The organism is Pseudomonas auratipiscis (assembly GCF_036324085.1).
Lineage (GTDB): Bacteria > Pseudomonadota > Gammaproteobacteria > Pseudomonadales > Pseudomonadaceae > Aquipseudomonas > Aquipseudomonas auratipiscis.
The window spans coordinates 272,052-285,698 of sequence record NZ_JAZDCU010000006.1; the positions used below are offsets into that span (position 1 = coordinate 272,052).

General features: G+C 58.9%; 16 protein-coding genes. 11 read left to right on the top strand and 5 right to left on the bottom strand.

What is annotated here, in order from left to right:
* Positions 1–6: 6 nt before the first annotated feature.
* Positions 7–525 carry a 1,2-dihydroxy-3-keto-5-methylthiopentene dioxygenase gene (locus V0R60_RS11260; RefSeq protein WP_330079715.1) on the top strand — a complete coding sequence of 173 codons (519 nt, stop codon included), beginning with the start codon at positions 7–9 and terminating at the stop codon, positions 523–525.
* Between the two features lie 101 nt (positions 526–626).
* Here the strand turns inward: V0R60_RS11260 and V0R60_RS11265 are convergent, their stop codons facing one another.
* Positions 627–899 (bottom strand): DUF3509 domain-containing protein, encoded by a 273-nt coding sequence (locus V0R60_RS11265; RefSeq protein ID WP_203542959.1) that lies wholly within the window; start codon positions 897–899, stop codon positions 627–629.
* A 272-nt stretch (positions 900–1,171) separates the two neighbouring features.
* Here V0R60_RS11265 and V0R60_RS11270 point away from each other — a divergent pair, with 272 nt between their 5' ends.
* Positions 1,172–1,696: an ankyrin repeat domain-containing protein gene (locus tag V0R60_RS11270; RefSeq protein WP_203542958.1), complete on the top strand. Its 525-nt coding sequence runs from the start codon at positions 1,172–1,174 to the stop codon at positions 1,694–1,696.
* A 60-nt stretch (positions 1,697–1,756) separates the two neighbouring features.
* Positions 1,757–2,287, top strand: coding sequence for a hypothetical protein (locus V0R60_RS11275; protein WP_330079716.1), 531 nt, complete (start codon positions 1,757–1,759; stop codon positions 2,285–2,287).
* On the opposite strand, the gene V0R60_RS11280 is transcribed toward V0R60_RS11275, so the two are convergent.
* Positions 2,284–3,225: a ZIP family metal transporter gene (locus tag V0R60_RS11280; protein ID WP_136475114.1), complete on the bottom strand. Its 942-nt coding sequence runs from the start codon at positions 3,223–3,225 to the stop codon at positions 2,284–2,286. The genes V0R60_RS11275 and V0R60_RS11280 overlap by 4 nt on opposite strands.
* A 128-nt stretch (positions 3,226–3,353) precedes the next feature.
* Between V0R60_RS11280 and V0R60_RS11285 the strand changes: the two genes are divergently transcribed.
* Complete coding sequence (locus V0R60_RS11285) at positions 3,354–3,557, top strand: PLDc N-terminal domain-containing protein (RefSeq protein ID WP_136475115.1); 204 nt, start codon at positions 3,354–3,356, stop codon at positions 3,555–3,557.
* A 46-nt stretch (positions 3,558–3,603) separates the two neighbouring features.
* Here the strand turns inward: V0R60_RS11285 and V0R60_RS11290 are convergent, their stop codons facing one another.
* Positions 3,604–4,077: a methylated-DNA--[protein]-cysteine S-methyltransferase gene (locus V0R60_RS11290; protein ID WP_136475116.1), complete on the bottom strand. Its 474-nt coding sequence runs from the start codon at positions 4,075–4,077 to the stop codon at positions 3,604–3,606.
* 214 nt (positions 4,078–4,291) lie between these two features.
* Here V0R60_RS11290 and V0R60_RS11295 point away from each other — a divergent pair, with 214 nt between their 5' ends.
* From V0R60_RS11295 to V0R60_RS11320, 6 genes are all read left to right on the top strand, one after another.
* Positions 4,292–6,376: an LTA synthase family protein gene (locus tag V0R60_RS11295; protein ID WP_136475117.1), complete on the top strand. Its 2,085-nt coding sequence runs from the start codon at positions 4,292–4,294 to the stop codon at positions 6,374–6,376.
* A 146-nt stretch (positions 6,377–6,522) separates the two neighbouring features.
* On the top strand, positions 6,523–6,759 hold the full coding sequence (locus V0R60_RS11300; protein ID WP_203479207.1) for a hypothetical protein: 237 nt from the start codon (positions 6,523–6,525) through the stop codon (positions 6,757–6,759).
* A 185-nt stretch (positions 6,760–6,944) separates the two neighbouring features.
* Entirely contained in the window at positions 6,945–7,277 is a 333-nt protein-coding gene (locus V0R60_RS11305; RefSeq protein WP_136475119.1) for a ribonuclease E inhibitor RraB, read from the top strand.
* 163 nt (positions 7,278–7,440) lie between these two features.
* Positions 7,441–8,850, top strand: coding sequence for a circularly permuted type 2 ATP-grasp protein (locus tag V0R60_RS11310; protein WP_330079717.1), 1,410 nt, complete (start codon positions 7,441–7,443; stop codon positions 8,848–8,850).
* Between the two features lie 3 nt (positions 8,851–8,853).
* Complete coding sequence (locus tag V0R60_RS11315) at positions 8,854–9,804, top strand: alpha-E domain-containing protein (protein WP_136475121.1); 951 nt, start codon at positions 8,854–8,856, stop codon at positions 9,802–9,804.
* On the top strand, positions 9,801–10,598 hold the full coding sequence (locus tag V0R60_RS11320) for a transglutaminase family protein (protein WP_136475122.1): 798 nt from the start codon (positions 9,801–9,803) through the stop codon (positions 10,596–10,598). Before V0R60_RS11315 ends, V0R60_RS11320 begins: the two co-directional genes overlap by 4 nt.
* Before the next feature lie 3 nt (positions 10,599–10,601).
* On the opposite strand, the gene V0R60_RS11325 is transcribed toward V0R60_RS11320, so the two are convergent.
* The gene (locus V0R60_RS11325; protein WP_136475123.1) at positions 10,602–11,405 is read right to left on the bottom strand and encodes a c-type cytochrome; all 804 of its coding nucleotides are present in this window, start codon (positions 11,403–11,405) and stop codon (positions 10,602–10,604) included.
* Between the two features lie 527 nt (positions 11,406–11,932).
* Here V0R60_RS11325 and V0R60_RS11330 point away from each other — a divergent pair.
* Positions 11,933–12,670, top strand: a complete 738-nt coding sequence (locus V0R60_RS11330) for an amidotransferase (RefSeq protein WP_203479203.1) — start codon at positions 11,933–11,935, stop codon at positions 12,668–12,670.
* On the opposite strand, the gene V0R60_RS11335 is transcribed toward V0R60_RS11330, so the two are convergent.
* Positions 12,648–13,619: a magnesium and cobalt transport protein CorA gene (locus tag V0R60_RS11335; RefSeq protein WP_136475125.1), complete on the bottom strand. Its 972-nt coding sequence runs from the start codon at positions 13,617–13,619 to the stop codon at positions 12,648–12,650. The genes V0R60_RS11330 and V0R60_RS11335 overlap by 23 nt on opposite strands.
* Positions 13,620–13,647 lie beyond the last annotated feature (28 nt).

Genomic DNA, 13,647 nt, shown 5'->3' on the forward strand with positions numbered 1-13,647 from the left:
CCTTTAATGAGCAGCCTGACCGTTTACCACCAGTCCACCCCGGACATCCCCAACAAGGTGCTGACCCACCTTGAGGACATCGCTGCCACGCTGGCTGAGCACGGTGTGCGTTTCGAGCGTTGGCAAGCTGACTCTGCGATCCAGCCCGGTGCTGGCGATCAACACATCATCGAAGCCTACCGGTCGAGCATCGACACATTGCTGGCCGAACGCGGGTACGCCCATGTCGATGTAATCCGTGAAGTGGATGGCGCTTTGCGCAATGAGCATACGTGCAAGGAAGACCAGCTGCGCTTTTTTGCTGCCGGACGCGGGCTGTTCAGCCTGCGCATTGACGATTACATCTACGCAGTGCTGTGTGAGAAGGGCGATTTGATCGGCGTGCCGGCTGGCACCAGGCTGTGGGTCGATATGGGTGATGAACCGCGATTCGTTGCCATTCGCCTGTCCAACGCCCCAGAAGGGCAAGCTGTAGATTTCACCGGCGACCCGATTGCCGAGCGTTATCCACGCCTTGATGATTGATCGTTAGGACGGGTAGCGGCTGCTACACAGGCTTTCACAAACAAGGCCAACCCCGACGTCCTGTTGGGGTTGGCCTTGTTTGTGAAGGGGGGTGTCAAGGCTTAGCGGTAAGTCGGCAGGGCGAACCGCTGTTGGCTCTGCAGCCGAGAAATTACCGGCAGCTCACTGGCTTGTTCGGCCAGGTCGCGGCGGATCGCACTGATCGCCCACGTCAGCTGTTCAGCGCAGTGCAGTTGTCCATACGAAATCGAGCGCTTTACCTGCTTGCCATCTGCGGCGCGCAAGGTCAGCAGAATGCCGCCGTCAGGCCGCGCTTGGGTGACCACGGTGTAGGCGGGGAAAACCGAGGCAAATTTTTCCTGGATGAGGTCCATATCGACTCCTGGCTGTTAGTGGCAGACATGGAGTGATGGTTGCAGCGACTGTGCCAGGTTTTTATTGAAATAAAATCTATATAAATCAACTACTTAAATATAAATACGGGCGGGCGCCTCATGCATTGTGCAAGGTCGTGCAATTTGCACAGTGCATTTTGCAAGATCCCTTTGCCAATAGATTGGCTCTGTCGGCACCATGCGTTATCCACAGTGGACCTCGCGGCGTTACTGACAAATACTTGGGCTTTCCGTAAGCCAGGAGGTTCCCCATGTCTGATCAACGCAGCCCTACGCCCATGAATGATGACGAGGCTGCCGCATTCGCCGAGCAGGTGTTCGACCGGGCACGCCAGGGCGATGCCGAGATGCTTGGGCGTCTGCTCGACAAAGGCCTGCCTGCCAACCTGCGCAACCACAAGGGCGACACCTTGCTGATGCTCGCTTGCTACCACGGGCATCTGGATGCGGTAGCCGTGCTGCTGCAGCACGGCGCCGATGCGCAAATCGCCAATGACAATGGTCAGCTGCCCATGGCCGGTGCAGCATTCAAAGGTGACCTGGCGATGGTGACGCTGCTGGTAGAGCAAGGCGTTGCGGTGGACTCGGCGTCTACTGATGGTCGCACCGCGTTGATGATGGCGGCCATGTTCAACCGCACCGCGATTGTCGATTACCTGTTAAGCAAGGGCGCCGATGCCCAGCGCCAGGATGCCAAGGGCGTTACCGCGCTCGGCGCTGCGTTGGCAATGGGCGCTGTTGATACTACCGCGCAGTTGCAAGCGCTGGCCGGCTAACCCCCAGGGGCCTTTTGCGGCTATCCTTGGCGACTTTTTTCAGCGTCGCAGGGCCCCTTCATGAAAACCCAACTGGTCGAACTCATCGGCAAAATCAGCGCCGGCTGCATGCGCGAAGACGATATCGAGCGCATTGCCGAAGAAGCGTCCCAGGCCTATGCCGACCCACAAGCCTTCCTCGCCAACAATCCAGATATCAACTACGACGACAGCTTTCCGATCCCACTCGGAGAGTGGATGGTCGTTGGCAGCTTGCCAGACACCGTGCTGTTCCAGGCCGATAGCTACCAGGACCTGTTCGCGCAGATTGTCGATTCTTTCGACAAGAGCGTGGCCTTCAACCTCAAGCCCAAGCAATTGGCTAAGGTCGAACCCTTGACCGCGCTCAACCGGATCCAGGTGCAAATGGGCGCGATGAACAAAGAAGTCGGCGGCTATGTGCTGATGAACTTCAGCCAGTTGCTTGATGACGAACTGCAGGTGGTTATGGTCGGCGCCAATGACCTGCCGCGGGTGCTCGAATTGTGCGCCGAAGTCGGTATTGCCGCAGCGCCATCACTGGAAGCGCTGCGGGTGGCTGTACACGTTTAACCCAGGGCGGTATCGAGGAACATCATTACCGCGAAGCCGCCCATCAGGCCAAGGGTCGCCGAGGTCTGGTGGCCATTGCGGTGGGTTTCCGGAATGACTTCGTGGGACACCACAAAGATCATCGCGCCGGCTGCCAGGCCCATGCTCACGGGGTAGGCAATGGCAAACCCGGTGGAAATACCCAGGCCGATCACTGCACCAATCGGCTCCATCAGGCCGGAACCGACTGCCACCAATGCGGCCTTGAGGGTTGAAAGCCCTGTGGCGCGCAAGGCCAGCGCCACCGCCAGGCCTTCGGGGATGTCCTGAATGGCGATGGCGCTGGTAAGCGGCAGGCCCACATTCAAATCACCCGTAGCGAAGCTGACACCAATGGCCATGCCTTCAGGCAAGTTGTGCAGGGTGATTGCCAGCACAAACAGCCATACCCGGTTGATCCGATCGGCCTGCGGGCCGCAAGGCCCCGTGCTTTCGTGTTCGTGCGGGGTGAAGCGGTCCAGGCCAAGCATCAGCAACACCCCGAGCCCCATGCCGACCACCACCGTCAACGCCGCGTAGGGACCATTGCCGGTAATTTCTCGTGCCGCATCCAGGCCCGGCAGAATCAATGAAAACGAGCTGGCGGCGAGCATCATGCCGGCGGCGAAGCCGAGCATCACATCCTGATTGCGGGTGCTGACTTCGCGCAGTACCACCGCCATCATCGCTCCCAGGGCGGTGGCGGCAAAGCCTGCCAGGCCGCCGAGCATGGCCATGTGCAGGTTTTCCTGGTGGTCGCCGTGTACGGCGTTCCAGGCACTGGCTATCAGCAAGCCAAGCACAACCAGCAGGCTCAAACCCAACCCTGCGCTCAGCCAGGGGCTGGACTGCGCCTGCTGCAGCCAGGCATTCCAGAGTGACGCCGGGGCGGGGCTGCTGGAGCTGTGGGCTGATGGCATAGATACCTCACTGAAACGGGTCAATGCCCCAAGTTTAACCAGTGCCGATGCCTGGCAGCCAACCATTAGCGTCTATGGGCGTCATAGCCAGCTATCCTTTGGGCAGTCTCGACCAAAGGAGCAAGAGCATGGGATCTACATTCAATGGCCTGGTGGGCCTGATAATCCTGGCACTGGATATCTGGGCGATCATCAACGTGCTCAAGAGTGGCGCGGGTTTGGGCGCAAAAATCCTCTGGATCCTGTTGATACTGTTGCTGCCGGTGCTCGGCCTGATCATCTGGGCCATTGCCGGGCCGCGCGGCGGCAGCAGTGGGTTTTCCCCACGATAGACTTGCAGAGATGCCCCCTCCCCAGTGGCAGCGGGGCACTGCAGAATCAGATGAGCCACGCCCCTTCAAGCTCGAGCAATTGCTGCTTGCGCTCCACGCCACCGGCATAGCCGGTCAGGGTGCCATTGCTGCCAATCACGCGATGGCAGGGCACGATGATCGAGATGGGGTTGGCGCCATTGGCGGTACCGACGGCGCGGATGGCGCGGGGCCGGCCGATTCGCTGAGCAAGGGTTGCATAGCTGCAGGTCGTGCCGTAAGGGATGCGCTGCAAGGCTTGCCACACTTCTCGCTGAAAAGCAGTACCCATGGGTGCCAGCTGTACATCGAACGCTTCTCGTTTGCCGGCGAAGTATTCGTCCAACTGACGGCTTACCGCATCGAGCTGGCTATGCGCGGGTTGCCAGGCACTTGAAAGCGCCCATGGCTGGGCAGCATCCATGTGAATCAGATGCAGGCCCTGTTCGTCCCCCGCGAGCAAGAGTGGGCCAAGCGGGCTGGGCTGATAGCGGTAATACATGGCATGACGCCTGGGCGATGGAGTACTCGCTACCTTACCGCAAGTCGTTACCCGGCGTGTCACTCAACGAAATTTTCACATTCGATTATGGAGAATTCGCGCGCGCAATTATCCGTTCGCCGAATGGCCGTGCATTGGACTTGGGTTTAGTGCACATTTGCCGATTCGCTTTTTTTGCCTTCTTTGAATCTGAATCCTAGGGATCTTCCAATCCATGGCTAACACGGACGCCTTGAGTGATCAGCGGGCTGCGTCGCGCCCGCTGCAACCGACGCTAACATCGCACCTGGCCTACACCTTGCTGTGTGGCCTGGTGATCATGGTCATGCTCAGCCTGGTGCGCCTGGCTCTGCTGATCTACAACAGCGATATGATTGGTGACACACCGATGTCGACCGTGGCCGAGGGTTTCCTCAATGGCCTGCGGTTTGACCTGCGGGTTGTCGTTTATCTGAGCATTCCACTGCTGTTGGCCGTTCTCAGTGCCCGGGCCATGGCTGCCCGCGGTCTGTTCCGGATCTGGCTGACCCTGGCCTCGAGCATTGTCATGTTCCTCGGCCTGATGGAGCTGGACTTCTATCGCGAGTTCCATCAACGCCTGAACGGCCTGGTGTTCCAGTATGTGAAGGAAGATCCGAAAACCGTACTGAGTATGCTCTGGTACGGCTTCCCGGTGGTGCGCTACCTGTTGGCCTGGGCCTTTGGCACCTGGTTGCTGAGCCTGCTGTTCAAAGGCATCGACCGCCTGACCCGCCCGCGTGGCGCCTATCAGAATCAAACGGCGAACACGCGCGCCGTTGCGCCATGGTATGTGCGTGGCGTGGTGTTCTTCATGATCCTGCTGGTGGCGGTCATCGCCGCGCGCGGCACGCTGCGTCAGGGCCCACCCATGCGTTGGGGGGATGCCTTCACCACCGATTCGAACTTCGTCAACCAGTTGGGCCTCAATGGCACCCTGACCTTGATCGATGCGGCCAAGAGCCGTTTCGGTGAAGACCGCGCCAACGTCTGGAAGTCCACCATCGAGCAAACCCTGGCGACCCAGACGGTGCGTGACATGCTGCTGACCGACAACGACAAGCTGGTCGATGCCGACAGCGCAGCCGTGCGCCGTGATTTCACCCCACCAACCGCCAACACCCTGCCGATCAAGAACGTTGTGGTGATCCTCATGGAAAGCTTCGCGGGCCACTCGGTTGGCGCGCTGGGCAGCCCGAACAACATCACCCCGTACTTCGACAAGCTGGCCAAAGAAGGGCTGTTGTTCGACCGCTTCTTCTCCAACGGCACCCATACCCACCAGGGTATGTTCGCCACCATGGCCTGTTACCCGAATCTGCCAGGTTTCGAATACCTGATGCAGACACCCGAAGGCGGTCACAAGCTGTCTGGCCTGCCAGCGCTGCTCAGTGCGCGTGATTACGACGACGTGTATGTCTACAACGGCGATTTCGCCTGGGACAACCAGTCGGGGTTCTTCGGCAATCAGGGCATGACCACGTTTATCGGTCGCAATGATTTCGTCAATCCGGTGTTCTCCGACCCTACCTGGGGTGTGTCCGACCAGGACATGTTCGACCGTGGCGCCGAAGAGCTGGCCAAAAACTACGGCAAGAAGCCGTTCTATGCATTGCTGCAGACCCTGTCCAACCACACGCCGTACGCGTTGCCTGCGCAATTGCCGGTGGAGCCCGTCACCGGCCAGGGGCGCCTGGATCAGCACCTGACTGCAATGCGTTACTCGGACTGGGCCCTGGGTCAGTTCTTCGAGAAGGCACGCAAAGAGCCGTACTTCAACGAGACCCTGTTCGTGATTGTGGGTGACCATGGTTTTGGCAACCACCAGCAAGTGACCGAGCTGGATCTGGGCCGCTTCAACGTGCCGCTGCTGCTGATTGCGCCGGGCATCCAGGAAAAGTTCGGTGCGGTCAACCACACCGTCGGCACGCAGATCGACATCGTGCCGACCATCATGGGCCGCCTGGGTGGTGAAACCCGTCACCAATGCTGGGGCCGTGACTTGCTCAACCTGCCGGCTGGCGATCAGGGCTTCGGCATGATCAAGCCTTCGGGCAGTGAGCAGATTGTTGGCCTGGTGAAGGGGGATCGTATCCTCATCGAATCCAAGGACATGTCGCCGCGCATGTATCGCTATGAGCTGGGGGCCAACTTCAAGGCCGAACTGATCGAAAGCCCGGATCAACAGGACCTGACCCACAAGCTTGAGTCGTTTATCCAGACAGCCACCAAGAGCTTGCTGGATAACACTGCAGGCGTTGTCCACGGTACACCTGAGTAACACATTGTCCGTGCCGCACTAAGAAAGGGGTCTTCGGGCCTCTTTTTTTATGGCCGCTGGAACCTTTGTCTAAAATTTTTTTCACTCGACGCGGTCAACGTGAAGTAGGCAGATTTACCTGGAGTGTCGATGCAGAGGAGAGTCCAATGAAAGCATGGGTCATTACCTTTGTTGACCAGAAGGGCGAGCGCACCTCGCTGCCATTCATGTCCGAGCAGGAACCTGGTATCGAGGAGGCGGCGCGGCTGATACGCGCCCATCTGTATCCGGTCATGGATGAGCTGGACCTCAATGATTTCCAGGATCGCGCCACAATGCCCACTGCCAAATGGCTGAAAGAGCAGAGTGGGGTGGAGATAACCTCGATAAACGAGGCACCTTGAGGCCTCTAGTTGGCGCGCTTGGCAACTTCGCGCTACGCTGCAATCAAGGTCGGGCCGTTTTTTTGGCTGCCCGGACTTGCCGATCCACGTCATGCATCAGCTCGAATTGCCCCCGCACGATTTGTGTCGCGGGCAGGTGCGTTTTGCACTGAAAGTCTATCCATCGGTAGTTAGGAGGACGATTCATGAGCAGCCAATACGAGGACATCAGCAGCACAGTGCTGCGTCAGATGAAAGAGGGTGGCTTCAACTTCGCCCAGATTCATCCCATTGAGTTCTACGCGGTTTTTCCCGATGAGGCACGGGCACGACGGGCAGCAGGACAGTTTCGTGGGGAGTCGCTCAGCGCTCAGATCCATGAGCGTGACGATGGCGCCTGGCATTTGGAGTTAAGCAAGGTGATGTACGCCACCTATGGCGGCATTGACGAATTCGAACAGGACTTCGAAGCGTTGATAGCTCCCTTGGATGGTGAAATCGAAGGCTGGGGCGTGAAACAGGAACGCCAGCTGGCCTGACAACGCTTCGCAATGAAGCGTCGCCTACCAACGTGATCGAACGGTTGCACGCATCTGGTGCAACCGTTCTTTATTCAAAATACAACCTATTGAAATTAAAGGATTAATGCCGCTGGCACGAGGCTTGCGATGGCCTGGGTGCACGGGTGACAAGGAGTTCGGCATGATCCGCACCTTTTACGATGAGATGTATAGCGCTGACGGCCTGGTCCGTCCTCATTACCGGGAGTTCGCCCGCTGGTTGGCCGACACCCCGCCGGAATTGCTGGCGCAGCGTCGGCGCGAAGCCGATCTGCTGTTCCATCGCGCCGGGATTACTTTCACCCTTTATGGTGACGAGCAGGGTACCGAGCGCCTGATTCCGTTCGACACCATTCCACGCAGTATTCCGGCCAGCGAATGGCGCATGGTCGAGCGTGGCTGTATTCAGCGGGTTAAAGCCCTGAACCTGTTTCTGGCCGACCTTTACCATGACCAGCGCATTATCCGCGCTGGAATCGTTCCCGCAGAGCAGGTGCTGGCCAACGATCAGTACCAATTGGCTATGCAGGGGCTGGACCTGCACCGCGATATCTACTCGCACATTTCGGGTATCGATCTGGTCCGTGATGGCGATGGCAGCTATTACGTGCTCGAAGATAATTTGCGTACCCCTAGCGGCGTCAGCTACATGCTCGAAGACCGCAAGATGATGATGCGGTTGTTCCCTGAGCTGTTCGCCGCCCAGCGCATCGCGCCTATCGACCACTACCCCAATCTGTTGCTCGACACCCTGAAAAGCGCCAGCCCCCTGGATGACCCCAGCGTGGTCGTGCTGACCCCTGGGCGGTTCAACAGTGCTTTTTTCGAGCACGCCTTCCTGGCGCGGGAGATGGGCGTCGAGTTGGTTGAAGGTGCCGACTTGTTCGTGCGCGATGAGCGCGTGTTCATGCGCACCACCGATGGCCCCAAGGCGGTGGATGTGATCTATCGGCGCCTGGATGATGCTTTCCTCGATCCCCTGGCGTTCAATCCTGATTCGCTGCTCGGCGTGCCAGGGCTGCTTTCGGCCTATCGCTGCGGCAACGTGGTGTTGGCCAACGCCATCGGCACTGGGGTGGCCGACGATAAGTCGGTCTATCCCTATGTCACCGACATGATTCGTTTCTATCTGGATGAGGAGCCGATCCTCAAGAACGTCCCGACCTGGCAGTGCCGCAAACCCACAGAGCTGTCCCATGTGCTGGCGCACCTGCCTGAGCTGGTGGTCAAGGAAACCCAGGGCTCGGGGGGCTACGGCATGCTGGTGGGGCCGGCGGCGACGCGGGCCGAAATCGAAGCGTTTGCCGCCAGGATCAAGGCGCGCCCTGCAGCCTATATCGCCCAGCCAACCCTGTCGCTATCCACCTGTCCGACCTTTGTCGAAAACGGCATTGCTCCTCGACACATCGATTTGCGCCCGTTTGTATTGTCTGGCCGCGAAACCCGCGTGGTGCCCGGCGGCCTGACGCGGGTGGCGCTGCGCGAAGGCTCGCTGGTGGTCAACTCGTCTCAGGGCGGCGGTACCAAGGACACCTGGGTGGTCGAGGATTAAGCCATGTTGAGTAGAACTGCCTCAGATTTGTACTGGATGTCGCGCTACCTGGAACGAGCGGAAAACCTGGCGCGGATGCTCGATGTCAGTTACTCCCTGTCGCTGATGCCGCAGGACGGTCGCGGCGACGGCCTGGAAGAAGTGGCCATGCCACTGCTGATCACTGGCACCCTGGATGATTATCTTGAGCGTCACGGGCAGTTGCATGCCGAGCGCTTGTTGCACTTTTTTGCCCTGGACCCAGATAACCCGGCAAGTATCTACAGCTGTCTGGGGGCGGCCCGCGCCAGCGCCCATGCGGTACGCGGGCGGATAACCGCTGACATGTGGGAAAACATCAACGCCACCTGGCTGGAGATTCGCGGTATTGCTGAGCAAGGCCTGGGCCGCTACGGCTTGAGCCGCTTTTGTGAGTGGATAAAGGAACGCTCCCACCTGTTTCGTGGTGCAACCTACGGCACCATCATGCGCAACGATGCCTTCCGATTCATTCGCCTCGGCACCTTCATCGAGCGTGCCGACAACACTTTGCGCCTGCTCGATGCCCGCTACGAAATGCTCGGCGATGAAGCCGAGGCAGTCAGTGACAGCTCGGCCCGTGGTTATTACCAGTGGAGTGCCTTGTTGCGGGCGCTGTCGTCATTCGAGGCCTACACCGAGATTTATCGCGACGCACCGGCAGCCCGCCATGTGGCTGAGCTGTTGCTGTTGCGCGCCGATGTGCCGCGCTCACTGCGGGCCTGTACTGAGGAAATCGATCTGATCCTGGCCAGTTTGCCGGGCAGCAATGGTCGTGCGGCTCAGCGCCTGGCCGCCGAGGTGGATGCGCGGCTGCGCTACACCGGCATCGATGAAATTCTCGCCGAAGGCTTGCACCCCTGGCTGACCCAGTACATTCCGCTGGTACGTCAGTTGGGCAATGCCATCCAAAGCGCTTACCTGGAGGCCGTATGAGACTGACCATTAGTCACGAAACCGCGTACCACTATGAAGATCAGGTGCGCACCAGCATCCAGTACCTACGCTTGACGCCCAGTGACAGTGACCGTCAGCACGTATTGAGCTGGCAATTGGACTTGCCACGGCCGGTGCGGGCGCAGCGAGATCCGTTCGGCAATATCCTCCATGTGTTGAGCCTGGAAGAGCCGCATTCGGATCTGTTTATCAGTGCGCGTGGTCTGGTGGAAATCGATGAAACCTGTGAAACCGAACATGATGCGCAATCACCGTTGCCCTTTCTGCGCTTTACCCGCCTGACCGAGCCTGACGAAGCCTTGCGTGCTTTCGCCAGCCAACTTTGCCGCAAACGACGTGATCGTTCGGCGTTGATCGAATTGATGGGCGCCCTTAACCAGCACATGGCCTACCGCCCCGGCAGCACCGCAGTCGATACCAGCGCCGCCCAGGCGTTTGCCGCAGGCGCTGGTGTCTGCCAGGACCACACTCACGCCTTTCTTGCCTGCGTGCGCAGCCTGGGCGTGCCGGCGCGATATGTGTCGGGTTACCTGTTTGACAGTCAAAACCAGGAAATGGCCAGCCATGCCTGGGCTGAAGCCTGGCTGGACGGTGCCTGGTACAGCTTCGATGTCACCAATCAATTGGCCAGGCCCGAGCGCCATCTCAAGCTTGCGGTTGGCCTGGACTACCTCGATGCCTGTCCGGTTCGAGGCATGCGTCGTGGTGGCGGTTTCGAGCAGATGCACGCCAAGGTTCTGGTGCTGCCCGGCCTAAGCGCTCAACAGCAATAAACCTCAGGGCTGTTTGCGCGAGGCCATGTGCGTAAGGTAGGCAAGCAGGTCATCGAGCTGCGGATCGCTGAGCACGTCAGCACTGAAACCGGGCATTTTTGCCTGTGGCCAGCGTCGCAGGCTTTGCGGATCGCGAATGTAACTGCGCAGGAAGGCTGGCTGGAAGTATTCGGTAGGGTTGTGCGGCAGGTTCAGGTCCGGACCGAACTGTGCGTCGCCAGCGCCATTTAGGCGGTGACAGGCCAGGCAGTTTTTCTGGAACAGGGCAAAACCACGGTTGATAGCGTCGTCGCTGGCCAGTCGAGCATCCGGTAGCAAGGCCGGGAAACGTTGCGCAACGGGTGCCAGGCGCCGAATGCTGGCAACCTGGAAGGGCCATTGCTCAGGGCTGATGCCGCCTGCTTGCGGGTTGGTCCATACCAGGTAGAACGGGCCGGCGCTGTGTTTGCCTGCGCCCAGTGCAGGCCAGGGTTTGGCCGGGTCTTCAACCGCAAGCCAGGCCCGGGCTGGGCCGTTCTTGAGTAAGGGGGCTGCTGGCATCTCTGCGGCAAAGCCATCATCGGCCACGGCCTGAAGGTGATCCTCCGGCGCGATGCCTTCAAGCAAGACCGCCAGAGGTACGGCGCGGTAATGCATTGTTTTTTTGTAGGAGACGTCGTTGTCGACCTGAATGTCCTCGGCTTTGGGGTGGGCCAGCAACTGTGCGGTTTGCCAGTGCTGGCTGCCTTTTGCCAGCTCCAGCACGAGTTCGGCCGCCTGCACGGGCAAGCCGAGCAGCAATAGGCAAAGGATCAGGTAATGGCGCATGGGTACGCTCCAGCAGGTCAGGGCTGGCAGAGTACCCGCGCAGGGCTGTAGAGAGCCATAGTGCCGTTCAACCGAACAGGCGTGACAGGTTCGGCACAATCAGCAGTAAGGTGGTGGCGAATAAAATGAGCCCGGCTTGACGTACTTTATGTTGTTTGAACATGGCTGACCGCCTTCTTGTTGTTATTCCTGAGTGCCCAGTGGCTTCCTTGTCGTCGATCCGGCAAACATGGTTAATGCGGTTTGACGTCCAGACGCGAACCTCTGTTATTGGGTATACCTCTAACCTTAGGGTCAACGTCACCCATGTTTTAGAACGCTTTCGTATTTATATATAGCTAGCCCTGAATATTTTGCTATGAGGCCTTATGCCATCTAGTAACTATCCCCCTGCTAGACGCTTGCAAAGGTTCTGCACCCAGGTGCGTTAAAAATGACCGTTCGTCAGCGCATCATACTTGCTTACAAGCCTTATTCGGGGCAGGCTTTAGGGGGCAATCCCGCCTTTGTCGTTCAGGACTATTTTTATGTCGCTACGCATCTGCATCCTGGAAACCGACGTCCTGCGACCCGAGTTGGTCGATCAATATCAGGGCTACGGACGGATGTTCGAGCAGTTGTTCGCAAGTCAGCCGATTGCGGCCGAGTTTGACGTGTTCAACGTGATGAATGGCGACTATCCCGCCGATGACCAAGTGTTTGACGCGTACCTTGTAACGGGTAGCAAAGCCGACTCTTTCGGCACCGATCCGTGGATTGAAACCCTGAAGGCTTATTTGCTCGCGCGCTATAACCGGGGCGACAAGTTGCTGGGTGTGTGTTTCGGGCATCAGGTGCTGGCATTGGTGCTGGGCGGTAAGACTGCACGCTCATCCCAGGGCTGGGGCCTGGGTGTGCATCGCTATCAGTTGGCGGGCAAGGCCCCCTGGATGGACCCGACCGTCTCCGAGCTGACCTTGCTGATCAGCCATCAGGACCAGGTCACTGAATTGCCGGCCAACGCCACGGTTATCGCTTCCAGCGATTTCTGTCCGTATGCGGCCTACCATATCGCTGATCAGGTGCTGTGCTTCCAGGGCCATCCGGAGTTCGTCCACGACTATTCGCGGGCGCTGCTGGACCTGCGCCAGCAGAGTCTGGGCCAGGAGGTCTACCAGAAAGCGGTGGCCAGCCTGACGCAAGAGCACCAGGGTGGCTTGGTCGGCGAATGGATGCTGCGCTTCGTGGCGCACCAACAACTGGCTAAAGCCAGCCTGAGCGCTTGAAGCTGGCAAATAGCGCCGTGCACCCCACGACGATTCCGCCCAGTACGGCAAAGTAGCCGTAATGCCAGCTCAGCTCCGGCATGTTCTGGAAGTTCATCCCGTAAATTCCCGCCACTGCGGTGGGAAATGCCAGGATCGCCGCCCAGGCGGCGAACTTGCGTTGCACGATGCTTTGGCGTGATGACTCCAGCAGCATGCCGATCTCGATGGTCTGGCTGGCAATGTCGCGAATCCCGGTCAGGTCTTCCATCTGCCGGGTGACGTGAATCTGCACATCGCGAAAATACGGGCGCATGTTCTTGTCGATGAACGGGAAGGCCAGGCGTTGCAGTTCTTCACTGATCTCCACCATCGGTGCCACGTAGCGGCGCAGACGCAACAGGTCACGACGCAGGCTGTGCAGGCGGCGGATATCATCTTCCTGGAGCGAATTGCTGAGCACGCTCTGTTCCAGCTCTTCGATTTCGCCATGAATGGCTTCGCTGACCGGTTGATAGTTTTCGGTGACAAAGTCGAGCAGGGCATACAACACGAAGTCTTCGCCATGCTCTAGCAGCAATGGTCGTGCCTCGCAGCGCTGGCGGACCAGGGCATAGGATTTGGAGTGACCGTTGCGGCAGGTAATGATGTAGCCATTACCGGCAAAGATGTGGGTTTCGATGAATTCCAGTTTGCCTTCGTGGCGTACGGGTGAATAAGTGACGATGAACAGTGCGTCGCCAAAGGTTTCCAGCTTTGGCCGGCTGTGCTTTTCCAAGGCATCTTCAATGGCCAGTTCATGCAGGTTGAACTGGCATTGCAGGTTGGCGAGTTCCTGGGCGTTGGGTTCTTCCAGCCCTATCCAGACGAAGTGGCCAGGCTTGCTGGCCCACAGGCTGCCTTCATCGATACTGATATTGGTGACTTTTCTGCCGGCGCTGTATACCGCCGCCGCAACGACGCGTCCCATGGTAGCTCGCTTATTCTGATGACCGTGC